We start from the raw sequence: 19,133 nt of genomic DNA on the forward strand, positions 1-19,133 counted from the left end.
TGTGGATAACCTTTTGACCTGCGAGTTTTCCGGAAATGGTGAGGGGTGCCGGGGCGGCGGGGGTCAGGAGCAGACGGTCCCGGCGGTCGGCACCTTGCCGTTCAGCAGATAGCCGTTCACCGCCGCCTGCACGCACTTGTTCTTGCTGCCGTACGCACCGTGCCCCTGCCCCTTGTACGTCAGCTCGACCCCGACACCCTTGCCCAGCGCGTCCACCATCTTCCGTGCCCCTTCGTACGGGGTCGCCGGGTCGCCCGTGTTGCCCACGACCAGGATCGGCGCCGATCCTGGCGCGCTCACGTCCGGACGGTCGGCCGCGCCCGGCACGGCCCAGTCGGTGCAACCGACCATGCCCCAGGCCAGGAAGTCCCCGAACAGGCTGGAGGCGGCCCGGAACTCCGGCAGCTTCTCCTCCACGTAGGCGGTGGAGTAACGCGGCTTGTCGTCGGCGCAGTTGATGGAGATGTTGGCGGCCGTGATGTTGCTGTACTCACCGTTCACGGTGCGGCCGTTCATCAGGTCGGACAGCAGCATCAGAATCTTCCCGTCCCCGGCGTAGGCCTGCTCCAGGCCCTCGGTGAGGTACTCCCAGAAGTCCTTCGAGTACAGGGCCTGCGCGATGCCGTTGGTCGCGGCGCTCTGGGTCAGTTCGCGCGGGAAGATGCCCGGGATCGGCTTGCCGTCCAGGTCTTTCAGGAGCCTGGCGATGCGGTCCTTCACCTCCTGCGCGGTGTCCCCGACGGGGCAGTCCGCCGTCTTGGAGGTGCAGTCCTCGGCGAAGTTGTCGAGCGCGAGCTGGAACCCCCTGGCCTGCCCGAGCGAGCCCTGCTCGGACGTCTGCGTCGGGTCGACGACGGCGTCGAAGACGGCACGCCCCACGTGCTTCGGGAACAGGTGGGCGTACACGCCGCCCAGTTCGGTGCCGTAGGAGATGCCGAAGTAGTACAGCCTGTCGTCGCCCAGCACCTGGCGCATCAGGTCCATGTCGCGGGCCGCGTCGGTGGTGCGCACAAGCGGCAGCATCTTCTTGGAGTTCTTCTCGCAGGCCGCGTTGAAGTCCTTGGTGCTGTCCACGAGCGCGGTGCGCTCGGCCGCGTCGTCGGGTGTGGCGTCCTGCTGGAAGTACGCGTCGAGCTGCTGGTCGTTCTCACACCGCACGGCGGCGCTGCGACCGACCCCGCGCGGGTCGAAACTCACGAGGTCGTAGCGGGTGCGCAGGGCCGCGTACTCGTCGCCGAAGGAGGGCAGGGTGGAGACGCCCGAGCCGCCCGGGCCGCCGAAGTTGAAGACCAGTGAGCCGATCCGCCCGCTCGCGTCGCCGCTCGCCCGGGCCCGGATCAGCGCGATGTCGATCGTGTCGCCCTTGGGGTCGTTCCAGTCGAGGGGCGCCTTCATCGTGGCGCACTGCCACTGGTCGCCGTCCGGCAGCGGAGACGGGGCGCTGCCGCCCCCCTCGGCCTGGGAGGGGGCCGGGCAGTCCTTCCAGCTCAGCTTCTGCGCCGTCAGATCCTCGTCCTGCGCGTCGTCGCCGCAGCCCACCAGGGAGGACAGCAGGAGGGCGGTTGCGGTCACGGCGGCGGCGCGCAGACGGGAGGGGTTCGGCATGATCCCATCCTGCGGTCGCGTACGGGCACGCGCGCGGGGCGCGGGCCGTACGAGGTACGGGTGCCCGAGCCTTTCTACAGGGCGCCCTTGCGGGTCAACTGGTTGAAGGCGAGCCACCCCGGCAACACGGGCAGCCACAGCGTCAGCAGGCGGAAGAGCAGCACGGCGGGAGCGGCGACCTCCTTGGGCAGGCCCACCGCGATCAGACCGACCGTCAGGGTCGCCTCGACGGCCCCCACTCCGCCCGGCGTCGGGGCGGCGGAGCCGAGCGCGTTGCCGGCGAGGAAGACGACGGCGACGCTGGCGATGCTGAGCGAGGTCGACTCGTCGCCGAACGCGCGGATCGACGCGTCCAGGCACATCACGAAGCAGGCGGTGAGCAGCAGCATGCCGCCGATGCCGGTGACCAGCTTCTGCGGCCGCTGGAGCACGTCCAGCATGCGTGGCACGACACCCGCGAACAGCGACCTCACGCGCGTGACGACGAACTTCCGCAGGAACGGCACCGAGGTCACCACGAGCACGAGCACCGCCACCGTGAGCAGACCCGCGATGACCGTGCGGGACGGCGACAGCGACGGAGTCTTCTCGGTGCCGGTGAGGTAGCCGAACGACAGCAGCATCAGGATGTGGCAGCCGAGTCCGAACAACTGCGAGGCGCCGACGCTGGCCACCGCGAGCCCGGGCCGCACCCCGGCCCGCTGGAGGAAGCGCGTGTTGAGGGCGACCCCGCCGACCGCGGCCGGGGCCACGATCTTCACGAAGGACCCGGCGACCTGCGCGGCCACGGTCCGCGGGAACGGCACCCGCTCCGGCACGAAGCCCAGCAGGCTCATCGCCGCGGCGACGTAGCTCAACGCCGAGAAGAACACGGCCGCGGCGACCCAGCCCCACTCGGCGTTGGCGACGAGCGGACCGAACTCGATGTGGGTGAGCTGTGTCAGCAGGAAGTACGCGCCGATGGCACCGGCGATGAAGCTCATCAGGGTGCGTGGCCGCACCCGCTCCAAGCGGGCCGGCTCCACCGGTGCCTGGGGCCGGATCAGCAGCACCTGGTGCCGGATCTGCGTCAGCAGATCCTCCTCGCGTGCCTCCTCCAGCGCCTCGTCGATGGCCCGCTTCTCGGCCCGCGCCTCCGCGCGGACGGCCTTCTTGGCGGGCTTTTCCAGGGCGACGGCCTCGGCGCCGTCCCCGGTCGCCTCCAGACGGGCCTGCTTTGCCTGCTGGGAGGCCTCCAGGACCGCCTCGCGTTCCCGCTGCGCACGCTCGCGTGCCAGTCGGCGCAGTGTCGCGCGCGTGGAGCGGGTCAGGGCGATGGGCTGGAGCATCGGCAGACAGTCCGCGACCGCGTCCGGTCCGAGCACGCCCACCGCGGAGGCCACCGCCCGTTCGGCGCCCACCCGCAGGCCGAGCGTCGTCACCAGCTGGGCGACGTCCATGCGCAGCAGCAGGTCGCCGGCCGCGATCTCGCCGCCGCGCAGATCGGTGAGGATCACCGTGCCGGAGCGATCCACCAGTATCGCGTCACCCGCGAGCCGACGGTGCGCGATGCGTCGGGACTGAAGTGCCTGCACCTGGTGCCAGGTGTTGCGCAGCAGGTCGTCGGTGATCTCCTCGTCCGCGAGCGAGTCGAGGGTGCGGCCGCCGGTGTGCTCGTAGACGAGGATCACCGCGTCGGGGCCGAGCTCGGACGTCGCGATCAGTTTCGGCGCGTTGGCGCCGGCCGCGATGGCCGCGTAGGCGAGCAGCGCCTCCTGCTCCAGCGCCTGGCGCAGCGACTGGAGGCTGCTGCGGGTGGCGAAGCCGCGCAGCGTCAGATTGCGCCAGGCGCGGTAGAAGAACCCCTGGGCCTGCTGTTCCCGGTCGACGACCGTGACGTCCAGCGGCGGCCCGTCCTCCAGGGTGACGAAGTAGCGTCGGCCCCGGTCGCCCTCCGCCGCGTCCGGCCCCTCCTCGCGGGCCGCGCTCACCGGGCGGAATCCGACGTGCCGCAGGCCCGCCATCAGCGTCCGTCCCGTGGGACGCACGTTCGGCGAGCCGACCGCGTACAGCGTCCCGTACGCCACCGTCCAGCCGATCAGCACCGTGAGGATGATCGAGAACGGTGTCGTGTAGCCGGTGACGAGCATGGAGAACGCGTCGAGGAGCAGCACGATCCACAGCACCGAGCGCCAGCGCGGCCGACGGGACATGCCGACGGCCGTCATGTACGCGATGACGGGCGCGAGGTAGCCGTGCACCGGGTCGGTGAGGGCGTGGATGTCACCTGGGGAGGGCTGGGTGAGCGCCTCCTGGATCGAGCCCGGCGCGGCCTTCGCGACCCACAGGTCGGTGGCGAGCGTCACACCGTGTGCGAGGACCGCGGCGAGCACACCGTCGGCGATACGCAGCCCGTCCCGCTTGATCAGCCGCTCGATCGCGAAGGCGACCGGCACCAGCAGGATCGCGATGCTGGAGGCCAGCCCGGCGATCTTGATGAGGAGGTCGGGTGCCTGCCCGGTGCCCTTGTTGATGTCCTGCTCGAGACCCGAGGTCGTTCCGTGTGCGAACGCGGCGATGGCCAGAAGCAGGACGACGGCGAGTACGCCGACCAGCAGCCGCATCAGGTCGGAAGGGCGGTGCACGCGCGCGGGGAGCAGCGGTTCGTCGCCCTCGACCTCGTCGATGTGCACCTCTTCCCGTGTCTCTTCGTCCCGTGGTTCCGGTTCTTCGGTGATGTCAGGGCGCGACGCGGCGGCAGAGGTGTCCTCCGCGTCCTCAGGCTGCACGCCCTGCTGCTTCATCGTCTCTTCTTGATCTCGTATCACCGGTCACCGCCCGCACGATGGTGGCATGCCCCACCGGCGCACGGGGGCATCAGGGTGCAAATGCGGGGGCGCACAGTCTGCCCGAAGCGCCGCTCGGGGACGAGGGTCACACAGGGTCGCGGACCCGTCGCATTGTCGGTGGGGTGGGGCAGGATGGGGCGGATGAGCGAGCAGAGCCTTCCGGACGACGCCCGCCCGGAGTACACGGACACCCTGCCGGAGTACGCCGAGCGGGTCCTCGAGGTCGCGGAGCTGATCCCGCCCGGGCGGGTCATGACGTACGGGGACGTCGCCGAATGGCTCGAGGAGGGCGGCCCCCGACAGGTCGGGCGCGTGATGGCCCTCTACGGGGGAGCCGTCCCGTGGTGGCGTGTCGTGCGCGCGGACGGGGTGCTGCTCCCGGGGCACGAACTGCGGGCGCTCGACCACTACCGCGTCGAGGGCACTCCCCTGAAGCAGGCGAGCAGGGCAGCCGAGGGCCACGTGCCGCGCCTCGACATGAGGCGGGCGCGGTGGGACGGCGGCGAACGCGCGGAAGGTCACACCTGACAGCTTCCGCCATCGGACGTGTCTGAGGGGAGCCTTAGGCCCGTACGGGGGAAACCGGCGAAACCGGGCACGCCGGTGGCATGACGTACGTTCGAGGGGCACGGGGCGGAGAAAGTCGCCCCCGGCCAACCAGCACACCCACCAGGACCGGCGAACCACGTGAGCTCCTCTTCCTCCACCAGGCGCCTGCCGCACCCCCAGGGGCGACAGGGGAACCGTGGCGCTTACCGACTGGTGCGTACCCCGCCGGCCCGGGTGGATCCCCCTCTTCTGGACGCCGCACAGCGCTCCGTGGTTGACCACGGTGCCGGTCCGCTGCTCGTTCTCGCAGGTCCGGGCACCGGAAAGACCACCACTCTCGTCGAGTCGGTGGCCGCCCGGGTCGCTCGCGGCGGCGACCCCGCGCGCATCCTGGTCCTCACGTTCAGCCGCAAGGCGGCCGTCGAGCTGCGGGACCGGATGGCGCATCGTATGGGCGCCGCCCGCGCGCCCCAAGCGACCACCTTCCACTCCTACTGCTACGCCCTGGTCCGCGCCCACCAGGACACGGACCTGTTCGTGGAACCCCTACGGCTGCTGTCCGGCCCGGAGCAGGACGTGGCCGTCCGCGAGCTGCTCGCCGGCCAGCTCGACCTGCAACGGCTCGGTCTCGCGCACGTGCGCTGGCCGGACGAACTGCGTGCCTGTCTCACCACCCGAGGCTTCGCCGACGAGGTCCGCGCGGTGCTCGCCCGCAGCCGCGAACTGGGCCTCGACCCCGCGGCCCTGGACGCCTTCGCCCACCGCATCGGCCGTCCCGACTGGCGTGCCGCCGCCGCCTTCCTCGCCGAGTACCTCGACGTGCTCGACCTGCACGGCGTGATCGACTACGCGGAACTCGTCCACCGCGCGGTCCTCCTCGCCCACCGCACCGGGACCGCCGAGCGGCTCGCCGCCCAGTACGACGCCGTGTTCGTCGACGAGTACCAGGACACCGACCCCGCCCAGGTACGCCTGCTGCACGCCCTCGCCGGCGGTGGCCGCACCCTGGTCGCGTTCGGCGACCCCGACCAGTCGATCTACACCTTCCGGGGCGCCGACGTGAACGGCATCCTGGACTTCCCGCACGCCTTCCCCCGCCCCGACGGCCGTCCGGCCCCCGTCGAGGTCCTGCGCACCTCCCGTCGCTCCGGCGCGGCCCTCCTGGCCGCGACCCGGCTGCTGACCCAGCGGATGCCCCTGACCCGCCTGCCGGCCGAGAAGGTCCGCGCCCACCGCGAACTGGCCGCCGCACGCGACGGCGGCCGCGTCGAGGTCTACACGTACCCGACGCCCGGCACCGAGCTGGACAACGTCGCCGACATCCTGCGCCGCGCACACCTGGAGGACGGTGTGCCCTGGGGCGAGATGGCCGTCCTGGTACGCGCCGGCTCCCGCACGATCCCGACGGTCCGCCGCGCCCTCACCGCCGCGGGCGTCCCCCTCGACATCGACGGCGACGACCTCCCCCTGCGCCACGAACCGGCGGTGGCCCCCCTGCTGACGGCCCTGCGCGCGGTGGCGACGGCGGAGGCCGCCGCCACCCCGTCGGCGCCACAGCCGGAGACGTCGGCGTCACCACAGGGGGACGAATACACCGAGGACCCGGGCGCCTGCTGGCTCGACACCGAAACCGCCCTCACCCTCCTCGCCTCGCCCCTGGCCGGCATGGACGCCGCCGATCTGCGCCGCCTCGGCCGCGCCCTGCGGGAGGAGGAGCGCGCCGCCGGCAACCCCCTGCCGCCGCCCTCCGACGAACTGTTCGCGCGTGCTCTGGCCGAACCGGAGCGGCTGGTCATCCACGACCCGACGTACGCGCGTGGTGCCCAGCGCCTGGGCGCGCTGCTGGCGACGGCCCGAGAGCGCCTCGCGCGCGGCGGTACGGCCGAAGAGGCGCTGTGGGACCTCTGGGACGGCACACCCTGGCCCACGCGTCTGCAACGGGCGGCCCGTCGTGGCGGCGCGGCCGGCCGCAACGCGGACCGTGACCTGGACGCCGTGTGCGCGCTGTTCGCCACCGCCGCGCGCGCGGAGGAGCGCACCGGCGGCCGGGGCACCCTGAACTTCCTGGCCGAGATCGAGGCCGAGGACATCGCTGCCGACACCCTCACCCGGCGTGCCGTGCGCCCCGACGCCGTACGCCTGATGACCGCCCACCGCGCCAAGGGCCTGGAGTGGGGCCTGGTCGTCGTGGCCGGCGTCCAGGAGGGCCTGTGGCCGGACCTGCGGCGCCGGGGCTCCCTCCTGGAGGCCGACCGCATCGGCCGCGACGGACTCGCCGAACCGCTCACCCCGGGCGCGCTGCTCGCCGAGGAACGCCGCCTGTTCTACGTCGCCGCCACACGCGCGCGTGAGCGACTCGTCGTCACGGCGGTCAAGGCGCCCGCCGACGACGGTGACCAGCCCTCCCGCTTCCTGGCCGAACTCGGCGTCGATCCCAAGGACGTCACGGGCCGCCCGCGCCGCCCCCTGTCGGTCGCCGCGCTGGTCGCCGAACTGCGCGCCACGACGGTCGACCCGCGCGCCTCCGCCACCCTCAGGGAGGCGGCCGCCCGGCGCCTGGCCCGGCTGGCCGCGCTCGCCGACGAGGACGGCAGGCCCCTGGTGCCCTCCGCCCACCCCTACCGCTGGTGGGGCATGTTCGAGCCGACCGAGAGCAAGGTTCCGCTGCGCAACCGCGACCAGCCCGTCGTGCTCTCCGGCAGCGCCCTCGACCAGCTCGCCAACACCTGTGCCCTGCAGTGGTTCCTGGGCCGCGAGGTGAAGGCAGACGCCCCGGCCACCGCCGCCCAGGGCTTCGGCAACGTGGTGCACGTCCTCGCCGACGAGGTCGCCTCCGGGCACACTCCGGCCGACCTCGACGTCCTCATGGAACGCCTCGACTCCGTGTGGAACGCCCTCGCCTTCGACGCTCCGTGGAAGTCCACGCAGGAGAAGGCACACGCGCGTGTGGCACTCGAACGCTTCCTGAAGTGGCATGTGATGGACCGCACCGGCCGCACCCCGGTCGCCAGCGAACACGACTTCGACGTCACCCTCGAAGCGGGCGACTACGAGGTGCGCATCCGCGGCCAGATGGACCGCGTCGAGGCCGACGGCGAAGGCCGCGCCTACGTCGTCGACTTCAAGACCGGCAAACAGGCGCCGACCGCCCGCGAGGTGGAGCGCCACCCCCAGCTCGCCGTCTATCAGCTCGCCGTCCGCGAGGGCGCCGTCGACGAGGCCTTCGACGGCGTACGGCCCACACCGGGCGGTGCCGAACTCGTCCAGCTGCGCCAGGGCGCCGCCAAGCGCGACGGGGGCGAGAACCTGCCCAAGGTGCAGGCACAGGAGCCGCTGGAGGGGGAGTGGGTCGGCGACCTGCTCGCCACGGCGGCCGGCAAGGTCCTCGACGAGCGGTTCACCCCGACCGCGGGTCAGCAGTGCACCCACTGCGCGTTCCGCGCCTCGTGCAGCGCACGACCGGAAGGGCGGCACGTCGTCGAGTGAGCGAGCAGAGGTGAGCGCGCCGTCGGAGTACCTCTCGAAGCGCCGGTGTGATGGACCGCACCACATGTTCTGACCTGCGGTTCTTCTGGCTCGGCGGGTGATTTGTCATCGACTGTCAGTGCCCGCCGCTAGCCTCTCCCCATGCCCGCCCGTATCAGCGATCCCGAGCAGCTCAAGGCGCTCCTCGGGATCCCCTTCACCCCGGAGCAGACGGCCTGCATCACCGCGCCGCCCGCCCCGCAGGTGATCGTGGCCGGAGCCGGATCGGGCAAGACGACGGTGATGGCCGCGCGCGTGGTGTGGCTGGTCGGCACCGGCCAGGTCGCCCCCGAACAGGTTCTCGGCCTGACCTTCACCAACAAGGCCGCCGGAGAACTCGCAGAACGCGTCCGCAAGGCGCTGCTCAAGGCAGGCGTCACCGACCCCGACGTCATCGACCCCGACAACCCGCCCGGCGAGCCGGTGATCTCCACCTACCACGCTTTCGCGGGCCGCCTCCTGACCGACCACGGCCTGCGCATCGGCCTGGAGCCCACGTCCCGCCTGCTCGCCGACGCCACCCGCTACCAGCTCGCCGCACGCGTGCTGCGCGAAGCACCCGGCCCATACCCGTCGCTCACCCGCTCCTTCGCCGACCTGATCAGCGACCTCCTCGCGCTCGACGCCGAACTCGCCGAACACCTCGTCCGGCCCGAGGACCTGCGCGCGTGGGACGCCGAGCTGCTGCGCACCCTGGAGGGCGCCAAACTCACCAACGCCGACCTGCGCAAGGTGCCCGAGACGGCCGCCGCCCGGCGCGAACTGGCCGACCTGGTGCTGCGCTACCGGGCCGCCAAGCGCGAGCGCGACCTGCTCGACTTCGGCGACCAGATCGCGATGGCGGCGCAGCTCGGCCAGGTCCCCGAAGTGAGCCCGATCCTGCGCGACGAGTTCCGCGTGGTCCTCCTCGACGAGTACCAGGACACCTCCGTCGCCCAGCGCATCCTCCTGGCCGGCCTGTTCGGCGGTGGCACCGGCCACCCCGTGACGGCCGTCGGCGATCCCTGCCAGGCCATCTACGGCTGGCGCGGCGCCTCCGTCGCCAACCTCGACGACTTCCCCGAGCACTTCGCGCACGCCGACGGAAGCAGGGCGCGGCGCCAGTCGCTCAGCGAGAACCGCCGCAGCGGCGGCCGCCTCCTGGACCTCGCCAACGGCATGGCCGAGCCCCTGCGCGCCATGCACGCGGGCGTGGAGGCCCTGCGCCCGGCCCCCGGCGCCGAACGCGACGGAGTGGTCCGCTGCGCCCTCCTGGCCACCCACGCCGAGGAGATGGACTGGATCGCCGACTCCGTCGCCCACCTCGTGCGCACCGGCACGGCGCCCGGCGAGATCGCCGTCCTGTGCCGCACGGCCACCGACTTCGCGCAGATCCAGGGCGCGCTGGTGGCCCGGGACATCCCCGTCGAGGTCGTGGGCCTGTCCGGGCTGCTGCACCTGCCCGAGGTCGCCGACCTCGTCGCCGTCTGCGAGGTCCTGCAGGACCCCGGGGCCAACGCCTCCCTGGTCCGGCTGCTCACCGGCCCGCGCTGGCGCATCGGTCCACGCGACCTCGCCCTCCTGGGCCGGCGGGCACGGCTGCTCGTCAGCCACGCGCGCGGTGAAGGCGACGACGACCCGGACCGCCGCCTCGCCGAGGCCGTCGAGGGGGTCGACCCGTCCGAGGTGATATCGCTCGCGGACGCCCTCGACACGTTCCTGGAGTCGCCTCTGTACGGCGCCGACAGGACCGGGGAGGACGACGGGCTGCCCTTCTCGCCGGACGCGCGCGTGAGGTTCGCGCGGCTCGCCACCGAACTGCGTGACCTGCGCCGCTCCTTGGCCGATCCCCTGATGGACGTCCTGCACCGCGTCCTCGCCGTCACCGGCCTCGAGGTCGAACTGTCGGCGTCCCCGCACGCCCTGGCCGCCCGCCGCCGCGAGACCCTGTCCAACTTCCTCGACATCGCCGCGTCCTTCGCCGCGGGCGAGAGCGAGGCGAGCCTGCTGGCCTTCCTCGGCTTCCTGCGCACCGCCGCCCAGTACGAGAAGGGTCTCGACAACGCCCTCCCCGGCGGCGAGAACACCGTCAAGGTGCTCACCGCGCACAAGTCCAAGGGCCTGGAATGGGACGTCGTCGCCGTACCCGGCCTGGTCACCGGCACCTTCCCCAGCGGTCAGGGCCGCGAGAAGTGGACCGCGCAGGCCAAGGTGCTGCCGCACGAACTGCGTGGCGACGCCGACACGCTCCCCGACCTCGACTCCTGGGACGCGCGGGGCATGAAGGCCTTCCACGAGGCCATGAAGGACCACCAGCACACCGAGGAACTCCGCCTCGGCTACGTCACCTTCACCCGCCCCCGCTCCCTGCTCCTCGGTTCCGGCCACTGGTGGGGCCCCACCCAGAAGAAGCCCCGCGGCCCCTCCGACTTCCTTCAAGCCCTCCACGACCACTGCGCGGCCGGACACGGCGAGATCGAGGCCTGGGCGGACGAGCCGGAGGAGGACGCGGAGAACCCCACCCTGCACCGCGCGACGGCCGACCAGGTCTGGCCGCTCCCCCTGGACGACGCCGCCCTGACCCGCCGCCGCGCCGCCGCCGAGACCGTCCTCGCCCACCTGGAGAGCCTCGCCTCGCCCGCCGACGGCCACACCGCCGCCACACACGACCCCGACACGTACGAGGACCCGGACTGGCCCGCACCACCGGACGAGGACGAGCTCTCCCCCGAGCCTCCGTACGACGAGCCTGCCTACGACGACCCGCCCTACGGCGCCGACCCGTTCGAGGAGGACGCCGGTGACTGGGACGACTGGACCGGCGCCCGCCCCGCCGTCCCGCACCAGGCGCCGGCCCCGGAACCCCCCGCCGCGCGCCCCCACCCCGGTCACCCGCGCCGGACCCCCTTCGCCCCCGAGGAGGCCCGCACCGTCGCCTCCTGGGACCGTGACCTCGACGCACTCACCGGAGAGCTTCTGAGCGCCCGCCGGAGCGTCACGGACGTCCCCCTGCCGACGACCCTGACCGCCTCGCAGGTGTTGCGCCTGGCTGCCGACCCGGACGGTCTCGCGCAGGAACTCGCGCGCCCCATGCCACGCCCCCCACAACCGGCCGCGCGCCGTGGCACCCGGTTCCACGCATGGGTGGAGGCCCGCTTCGAGGAGTTGACGCTCCCCCTGCTGGAACCGGACGAACTGCCCGGCGGCGATGCCGAGATCGCCGACGAACAAGACCTGGACGTCCTCAAGGAAGCCTTCGAGCGCACCGAGTACGCCCACCGCACGCCCTACCGCGTCGAGGCCCCCTTCCAGCTCGCCCTCGCCGGCCGCGTCGTACGGGGCCGTATCGACGCCGTCTACAAGGAGGGCGACGGGGACTCGGCGACGTACGACATCGTCGACTGGAAGACGCACCGAGCCCGCACCGCCGACCCCCTCCAGCTCGCCCTCTACCGGCTCGCCTGGGCCGAGCAGCAGGGTGTGCCCGTGGAATCCGTCACAGCGGCGTTCCTGTATGTGCGCACCGGCGACGTCGTACGACCGGAGGGTCTGCCCGATCGTGCCGCGCTGGAGCGCCTGTTGACCGGGGAGGAGAGCGCCGACGGCGACCGCGAGGGACGGGCAGCGCAGGTAAACCCTGCGCAAGGGCCCGGCGAGGATGTCGGTGCGGGCCGATAGGCTCGTGACCATGAGCCATCCCGTTGACAGTGCCGTCAGCGCAGTCCGCACGTACATCGAGGAGCACCGCGCCGCCTTCCTCGACGACCTCGCCGAGTGGCTGCGCATCCCGTCGGTGTCGGCGCAGCCCGATCACGCGCCCGACGTACGGCGCAGCGCGGACTGGCTCGCCGCCAAGCTCGAGGAGACCGGCTTCCCGACCGTCGAGGTCTGGCAGACGCCGGGTGCCCCGGCCGTCTACGCCGAGTGGCTCTCCGGCGATCCGCAGGCCCCCACCGTCCTGGTCTACGGCCACCACGACGTGCAGCCCGCCGCCCGCGAGGACGGCTGGGACACCGACCCCTTCGAGCCCGTCGTCCGCGGAAACCGCCTCCACGCGCGCGGGGCGGCCGACGACAAGGGGCAGGTCTTCTTCCACACCCTCGGCGTCCGCGCCCACCTCGCCGCCACCGGCCGCACCGCCCCTGCCGTCAACCTCAAGCTGCTGATCGAGGGCGAGGAGGAGTCCAGCTCCCCGAACTTCCGCGCCCTGGTCGAGGAGCACGCCGAGCGGCTCGCCGCGGACGCCGTGATCGTCTCCGACACCGGCATGTGGTCCGAGGACACCCCCACGGTATGCACCGGCATGCGCGGCCTCGCCGAGTGCGAGATCCGGCTGTCCGGCCCCGACCAGGACATCCACTCGGGCTCCTTCGGTGGCGCCGTGCCCAACCCGGCCACCGTGGCCGCCCGCCTCGTCGCCGCCCTGCACGACGAACACGCGCGTGTGGCCGTCCCCGGCTTCTACGACGGCATCGTCGAGCTCACCGACCGCGAGCGCGAGCTCTTCGCCGAGCTGCCCTTCGACGAGGACGAGTGGCTGCGCACCGCCCGGTCGCACGCCACGCACGGTGAGGCCGGACACACCACCCTGGAGCGCGTCTGGGCCCGCCCCACCGCCGAGGTCAACGGCATCGGCGGCGGCTACCAGGGCCCCGGCAGCAAGACGATCATTCCGTCCTCGGCCTTCGTGAAACTGTCGTTCCGGCTGGTCGCGGGCCAGGACCCCGAGCCCATCGAGAAGGCTGTCCGCGCCTGGGCCGCCGAGCAGGTGCCCGCCGGGATCCGGCACGAGATCACGTTCAGCCCGGCCACGCGCCCGTGCCTGACCCCGCTGGACCACCCGGCCCTCAAGTCCGTGGTCCGCGCCATGGGCCGCGCCTTCGAAGGGCCCGTCCGCTTCACCCGTGAGGGCGGCTCGGGTCCCGCCGCCGACCTGCAGGAAGTCCTCGGCGCCCCGGTGCTCTTCCTGGGCATCTCCGTGCCCTCGGACGGCTGGCACGCGCCGAACGAGAAGGTCGAGCTGGACCTCCTCGTCAAGGGCGTCGAGGCCACCGCGTACCTCTGGGGCGACCTCGCCGAGAACTGGCGTCATGCGCCTTGACGCCCTCGCTCGGTCCGGAGGGGACACGCGCGCGGGGCACACTGGAAACACCGCCCCGCACCGCGACACCGCACCGGTCGTCCCCTGCCGTACGTCCCGCTGAACCGCCCGCCGAAACAACCGTTCCACCGGGGGAGTTGGAAGTACCCGTGACCACCTGGACCGACCAGAACGCCGATCGACCCATTTCGCTCACCGCGCCGAGCGGCATCGACCGGGCCGCCCACCACCGGCTCGACGAGGCCTGGCTCGCCGCGGCGTGGAGCCACCCCACGACGCGTTGCTTCGTCGTCTCCGGCGGCCAGGTCCTCATCGACGAGACGTCCGACGGCCGCACCGAGCTCGTCATGACCCCGTCGTTCGAGGCGCCTCTCACCGAGGCGCACCGCTACTTCCTGGGGACCGACGAGGACGGCGTCAGCTACTTCGCCCTCCAGAAGGACGCGCTGCCCGGCCGTATCGACCAGTCCGCGCGCCCCGCCGGCCTGCGCGAGGCCGGCCTGCTGCTGTCGCCGCGCGAGGCGGGCCTGATGGTGCACGCGGTCGCCCTGGAGAACTGGCAGCGCCTGCATCGCTTCTGCTCCCGCTGCGGCGAGCGCACGGTGATCGCCGCGGCCGGCCACATCCGCCGCTGCCCCGCCTGCGGCGCCGAGCACTACCCGCGCACCGACCCCGCGGTGATCATGGCCGTCACGGACGAGGAGGACCGCATCCTGCTCGGCCGCCAGGTCCACTGGCCCGAGGGCCGCTTCTCGACCCTCGCCGGTTTCGTCGAGCCCGGCGAGTCCATCGAGCAGTCCGTGCGCCGCGAGGTCTTCGAGGAGGCCGGCGTCACCGTCGGCCAGGTCGACTACATCGCCAGCCAGCCCTGGCCCTTCCCCTCCAGCCTCATGCTGGGCTTCATGGCCCGCGCCACCTCGACCGACATCGACGTCGACGGCGACGAGATCCACGAGGCCCGCTGGTTCTCCCGTGACGAACTCGGCGCCGCCTTCGAGTCCGGCGAGGTGCTTCCCCCGTACGGTATCTCCATCGCGGCCCGTCTGATCGAGCTCTGGTACGGCAAGCCGCTGCCGACCCGCAGCTTCATCTGAGAACGACGTAGGGGTGGCCGTCCCGGCCCGGGACGGCCACCCCTACGTGGATGAGAACTGCCTACGCGCCGATCCTCTTACGCGCCGATCCTCTGCTTCACCTGCGCCAGCGACGGGTTCGTCAGCGTCGAACCGTCGGGGAACAGCACGGTCGGAACCGTCTGGTTTCCGCCATTCGCCTTCTCCACGAATGCCGCGGACGCCGGGTCCTGCTCGATGTTGATCTCGGTGTATCCGATGCCCTCGCGGTCGAGCTGCTTCTTCAGCCGCTGGCAGTAGCCGCACCACGTGGTGCTGTACATCGTCACAGTGCCCAGCATGTCTCTCGTGCTCCTTCGGAGGGTCGGGGGTACAGGTGGTCGCAGGGGGAGAACGTACTTGAAAGGGCCACCATTCCCGCGAGGCGCTGTGCGGTAGGGACGGCCGAGGGTGACGCTCGCCGCATTAGTACGACTGCGGGGCCTCGCCTGTGGACAACCGGCCCGCCCGTCTCCGCCGACCTGGCAGCATGGCCATGTGACAGCAGCAACGCACTCCACCCTCTTCCCGCGGGTACCGGACTCGGCCGACGCGGTGCTCGAAGGGCTCGACCCCGAGCAGCGCGAGGTGGCGACCGCCCTGCGCGGTCCGGTGTGCGTGCTGGCAGGAGCCGGCACGGGCAAGACGCGGGCCATCACCCACCGCATCGCCTACGGTGTGCGCGCCGGCATCCTGCACCCCTCCAGCGTGCTCGCCGTCACCTTCACCAACCGTGCCGCCGGGGAGATGCGGGGCCGGCTCCGCCAGCTCGGCGCCCAGGGTGTCCAGGCCCGCACCTTCCACTCCGCGGCCCTGCGCCAGCTTCAGTACTTCTGGCCGAAAGCGATCGGTGGCTCCCTGCCCCGGCTCGTCGACCGGAAGATACAGCTCGTCGCCGACGCGGCCGCCATCTGCCGCATCCGTCTCGACCGCGGTGAGCTGCGGGACGCCACCGCGGAGATCGAGTGGTCCAAGGTCACCCAGACCGTCCCCGCCGACTACGCCCTGGCCGCGGCCAAGGCGGGCCGCGAGATCCCCCGGGATCCCGCCGAGATCGCCCAGCTCTACTCCGCCTACGAGGACATCAAGAGGGACCGCGGCGTCATCGACTTCGAAGACGTCCTGCTGCTGACCGTCGCCGTCCTCCAGGACCGCCACGACATCGCCGAGCAGGTCCGCGCCCAGTACCAGCACTTCGTGGTCGACGAGTACCAGGACGTCAGCCCCCTCCAGCAGCGCCTGCTCGAGCTGTGGCTCGGCGACCGGGACGACCTGTGCGTGGTCGGCGACGCCAGCCAGACGATCTACTCCTTCACCGGAGCCACCCCCGACCACCTCCTCGACTTCCGCACACGCCACCCCGGCGCCACGGTCGTCAAGCTGGTCCGCGACTACCGCTCCACCCCCCAGGTCGTCCACCTCGCCAACGGCCTGCTCTCCCAGGCCCGGGGCCGCGCCGCCGACCACCGCCTGGAGCTGGTCTCCCAGCGCGGCCCGGGACCCGAGCCCGGCTACACCGAGTACACCGACGAGCCCGCCGAGGCCGAGGGCGCGGCCCGCCGCATCCGCGAGCTCCTCGACGCCGGTGTCCCGGCGGCCGAGATCGCCATCCTGTTCCGCACCAACGCGCAGTCGGAGACCTACGAGCAGGCCCTGGCCGACCTCGGCATCCCGTACCAGCTGCGCGGCGCCGAGCGCTTCTTCGACCGTCCCGAGGTACGCAAGGCCGGTGTCGCCCTGCGCGGCGCGGCCCGCTTCGGCGGCAACGACACGCTCCTCGAGGACACCGTCGACCTGCCCTCCCAGGTGCGTGCCGTCCTGTCGGGCGAAGGCTGGACGCCACAGCCGCCGGCCGGTTCCGGAGCCGTCAGGGAACGCTGGGAGTCGCTGGCCGCGCTGGTCAACCTCGCCCAGGACTTCTCCGCCGCCCAGCCCGGCGCGACGCTCGCCGACCTGGTAGCCGAGCTCGACGAGCGGGCGGGCGCCCAGCACGCCCCGACGGTCCAGGGCGTCACCCTGGCCTCCCTGCACTCGGCCAAGGGCCTGGAGTGGGACGTCGTGTTCCTGGTCGGCGTCGCCGAGGGCATGATGCCGATCACCTACGCCAGGACCGACGAGCAGATCGAGGAGGAGCGTCGGCTCCTCTACGTCGGAGTCACCCGCGCCCGCGAGCGTCTCCACGTCTCCTGGGCGCTGTCCCGCTCGCCCGGCGGCCGCCCAAGTCGCCGCCCCAGCCGCTTTCTCGACGGCCTGCGTCCCGGTTCGGGCGCCGTCGCCGGTCGCGGGGGCACCAGGGGCGCCGGAGGCATCGAGCGCGGCTTCACGGCTACCGCCGTGGGCGCCCCCACCGTGCCGCGCCGGACCCAGCGCACCCCCGCCCGCTGCCGGGTCTGCGGGCGCACCCTGACCGACGCCGGCGAGATGAAGCTGATGCGCTGTGAGGACTGTCCCTCCGACATGGACGAGGGGCTCTACGAACGGTTGCGGGACTGGCGGGCGGTCCAGGCGCAGCGGGGCGGACAGCCGGCGTTCTGCGTCTTCACCGACAAGACGCTGATGGCGATCGCCGAGACCGTCCCCGAGGAGGAGGGCGAGCTCGCGCGGATCCCGGGGGTCGGAGTGCGCAAGCTCAACCGCTACGGAGCCGACGTCCTGGCCATCTGCGCAGGCCAAGACGTCGGAGGGGAAGACGGGAGCGACTGAGGAGGGACGGACGGGAGACTGATCCGAACTCGTCGGAAAAATAGTTTGCGCATGCCCCGGCAATCCCCATAGGTTCTAAGCCACGGGGACGGCGGCCTTCTCGAAGGCCCTGATTCCGTGCTGTACTTGCATATCCGTCGGACTGGGTTCACCCCGGTCCCCCGAGACGCCGAGAGGAGGCGATTCCAGTGATCATCATCAACAGCAGCTTCACCGCCAAACTGAACGATCGCTCTGTCGTCTCCGCGTGCATGCTCGGCGCCTCGGTCCTGGGCACCGGTCTGTCCGGCATCCGTGCCGACCGGCCGGCGTCCTCCTCCGTTGCCCTCGCGGGTCTTCCCATCCGCGAGCGCAATGAGCGACCGACCAAGGCACTGGAAGCAGTAGGGGCACAGGCACATGCCTATGCCTTCGCGGCAGCCGGTGCCGGATCCCGGAAGCAGACGACGCAGCACCACCTGATGTGGGCCTTCCGTGGGCCAGAACCCTGGAGTGATCCAGCCTGATCGTCGATCAGGCCGGCGCCTTCAGGGCCGCGGAACCCCATCCGGGATCCGCGGCCCTTCTGTTTTCCCCGAACAACGGGGACGACGGAGCGAAGGGGCCTCGGGACAAGAAAAGAACCCGGTACCCAGCCGACACCCGACCCCACAGGGCCGGACCGACCAGACGAGGAAGACGAACCGTGCAACTCGAAGCGCACGCCCCGTCCGTACCGCCTTCCGAAACGATCCCCCCGCCCGGCCTCACGGAGGACTCCACCTTGACCCCGCTCACGGCGCTCACCGCGCTCGACGACGCCATCGAGAACCTCGGCGTACCCGTCCCCTGCCGCTCCTACGACCCGGAGGTCTTCTTCGCCGAGTCGCCGGCCGACGTCGAGTACGCCAAGTCCCTGTGCCGCACCTGCCCGCTGATCGAGGCCTGCCTCGCCGGCGCCAAGGAGCGGCGCGAGCCCTGGGGCGTCTGGGGTGGCGAGCTGTTCGTCCAGGGTGTCGTCGTCGCCCGGAAGCGGCCGCGTGGTCGCCCGCGCAAGAACCCGGTCTCGGCATGAACACCGCAGGAACGATCGATCGCCCCCTCACGCAAGACCCCAAGAAGCAGGCCCCGATGAAGCCGTTCACCAGCGAGCCCGCAGGCTCCGCGACCGAAGACATCACCACCACCGGCGCGTACGACTCGCGTCAGAACAGGACACGCGAGATGCAACTCATCCCAGAAGCCCTGGCTCGTGCGCATATGCACGACCGACTGCACGAGGCCGAGCGGGAACGCCGGGCCGTGCGCCTGGCGACCGCTCGCCGGATGCAGCGCCGGGCCGAGCGCGCCTCGCTGCGTGCCCGCCGGGCGCTCGCCATGGCCGTGATGCAGTAACCACCCACACCTGAAGCGGTGGCCTCCCCACAGGGGGAGGTGAAGCTCTCCTGGCGGGGGCCGGTCCGTCCGAACGGACCGGCCCCCGCGGTGCGTTGTGCGCGCGATCCACCGCCGCGGCGCTATCGTCCCGAAGGTGACGAGTCTTCCCGGAGACAGTGACCGAGGCGGTTCCCCGAAGGAGCCCCGTCCCCTGGTGTGCGCCCGCTGCGGTACCCGGGCCGAGGAACCCCCGCCCGTCACCTGGACCTGTTCCGTGGAGAACGGCGTCCGGCGCTACTTCTGCGAGGCCTGCGCCCGCGAGAACCTCAGGGCGATCGAAGGACGACTGGACTCCGACTGGTGGTGAGGTACGTC

13 protein-coding genes are annotated in these 19,133 nt (G+C 72.1%); 10 read left to right on the forward strand and 3 right to left on the reverse strand.

Annotated elements, in window-relative coordinates:
• Positions 1-63 precede the first annotated feature (63 nt).
• Together OG289_RS33060 and OG289_RS33065 are read right to left on the reverse strand one after the other, a co-directional pair.
• Complete coding sequence (locus tag OG289_RS33060) at positions 64-1,605, reverse strand: alpha/beta hydrolase (RefSeq protein ID WP_327317703.1); 1,542 nt, start codon at positions 1,603-1,605, stop codon at positions 64-66.
• A 74-nt stretch (positions 1,606-1,679) separates the two neighbouring features.
• Entirely contained in the window at positions 1,680-4,388 is a 2,709-nt protein-coding gene (locus tag OG289_RS33065; RefSeq protein WP_327317704.1) for a lysylphosphatidylglycerol synthase domain-containing protein, read from the reverse strand.
• A 186-nt stretch (positions 4,389-4,574) separates the two neighbouring features.
• On the opposite strand from OG289_RS33065, the gene OG289_RS33070 reads away from it, so the two are divergent.
• The 5 genes from OG289_RS33070 (at position 4,575) to nudC (ending at position 14,681) form a co-directional block, all read left to right on the forward strand.
• Positions 4,575-4,961, forward strand: coding sequence for an MGMT family protein (locus OG289_RS33070; protein WP_327317705.1), 387 nt, complete (start codon positions 4,575-4,577; stop codon positions 4,959-4,961).
• Between the two features lie 159 nt (positions 4,962-5,120).
• Positions 5,121-8,468 (forward strand): ATP-dependent helicase, encoded by a 3,348-nt coding sequence (locus tag OG289_RS33075; protein WP_327317706.1) that lies wholly within the window; start codon positions 5,121-5,123, stop codon positions 8,466-8,468.
• Between the two features lie 141 nt (positions 8,469-8,609).
• A complete protein-coding gene (locus OG289_RS33080) occupies positions 8,610-12,164 on the forward strand; it encodes an ATP-dependent DNA helicase (protein ID WP_327317707.1) in 3,555 nt (1,184 codons plus the stop codon).
• 10 nt (positions 12,165-12,174) lie between these two features.
• Positions 12,175-13,587 (forward strand): dipeptidase, encoded by a 1,413-nt coding sequence (locus tag OG289_RS33085; protein ID WP_327317709.1) that lies wholly within the window; start codon positions 12,175-12,177, stop codon positions 13,585-13,587.
• Between the two features lie 149 nt (positions 13,588-13,736).
• Positions 13,737-14,681 (forward strand): NAD(+) diphosphatase, encoded by a 945-nt coding sequence (gene nudC, locus OG289_RS33090; protein WP_327317710.1) that lies wholly within the window; start codon positions 13,737-13,739, stop codon positions 14,679-14,681.
• 77 nt (positions 14,682-14,758) lie between these two features.
• Here the strand turns inward: nudC and OG289_RS33095 are convergent, their stop codons facing one another.
• Entirely contained in the window at positions 14,759-15,001 is a 243-nt protein-coding gene (locus OG289_RS33095) for a mycoredoxin (protein ID WP_327317711.1), read from the reverse strand.
• 196 nt (positions 15,002-15,197) lie between these two features.
• On the opposite strand from OG289_RS33095, the gene OG289_RS33100 reads away from it, so the two are divergent.
• From OG289_RS33100 to OG289_RS33120, 5 genes are all read left to right on the forward strand, one after another.
• Positions 15,198-17,402: an ATP-dependent DNA helicase UvrD2 gene (locus OG289_RS33100; protein ID WP_327317712.1), complete on the forward strand. Its 2,205-nt coding sequence runs from the start codon at positions 15,198-15,200 to the stop codon at positions 17,400-17,402.
• A gap of 188 nt (positions 17,403-17,590) precedes the next feature.
• On the forward strand, positions 17,591-17,908 hold the full coding sequence (locus OG289_RS33105; RefSeq protein WP_327317713.1) for a hypothetical protein: 318 nt from the start codon (positions 17,591-17,593) through the stop codon (positions 17,906-17,908).
• Between the two features lie 179 nt (positions 17,909-18,087).
• Positions 18,088-18,456: a WhiB family transcriptional regulator gene (locus OG289_RS33110; RefSeq protein WP_289924729.1), complete on the forward strand. Its 369-nt coding sequence runs from the start codon at positions 18,088-18,090 to the stop codon at positions 18,454-18,456.
• Entirely contained in the window at positions 18,453-18,776 is a 324-nt protein-coding gene (locus OG289_RS33115) for a hypothetical protein (RefSeq protein ID WP_327317714.1), read from the forward strand. Before OG289_RS33110 ends, OG289_RS33115 begins: the two co-directional genes overlap by 4 nt.
• A 136-nt stretch (positions 18,777-18,912) precedes the next feature.
• The gene (locus OG289_RS33120) at positions 18,913-19,125 is read left to right on the forward strand and encodes a hypothetical protein (RefSeq protein ID WP_327317715.1); all 213 of its coding nucleotides are present in this window, start codon (positions 18,913-18,915) and stop codon (positions 19,123-19,125) included.
• The last annotated feature ends 8 nt before the right edge of the window (positions 19,126-19,133 follow it).

Source organism: Streptomyces sp. NBC_01235, assembly GCF_035989285.1.
GTDB lineage: Bacteria > Actinomycetota > Actinomycetes > Streptomycetales > Streptomycetaceae > Streptomyces.

What these genes read in the sequence shown, in the direction of transcription:
- OG289_RS33085 (WP_327317709.1), top strand. Translation starts at nt 12,175, where the DNA reads ATGAGCCATCCCGTTGACAGTGCCGTCAGCGCAGTCCGCACGTACATC.
- OG289_RS33065 (WP_327317704.1), bottom strand. Translation starts at nt 4,388, where the DNA reads ATGAAGCAGCAGGGCGTGCAGCCTGAGGACGCGGAGGACACCTCTGCC.
- OG289_RS33115 (WP_327317714.1), top strand. Translation starts at nt 18,453, where the DNA reads ATGAACACCGCAGGAACGATCGATCGCCCCCTCACGCAAGACCCCAAG.
- OG289_RS33070 (WP_327317705.1), top strand. Translation starts at nt 4,575, where the DNA reads ATGAGCGAGCAGAGCCTTCCGGACGACGCCCGCCCGGAGTACACGGAC.
- OG289_RS33080 (WP_327317707.1), top strand. Translation starts at nt 8,610, where the DNA reads ATGCCCGCCCGTATCAGCGATCCCGAGCAGCTCAAGGCGCTCCTCGGG.
- OG289_RS33060 (WP_327317703.1), bottom strand. Translation starts at nt 1,605, where the DNA reads ATGCCGAACCCCTCCCGTCTGCGCGCCGCCGCCGTGACCGCAACCGCC.
- OG289_RS33095 (WP_327317711.1), bottom strand. Translation starts at nt 15,001, where the DNA reads ATGCTGGGCACTGTGACGATGTACAGCACCACGTGGTGCGGCTACTGC.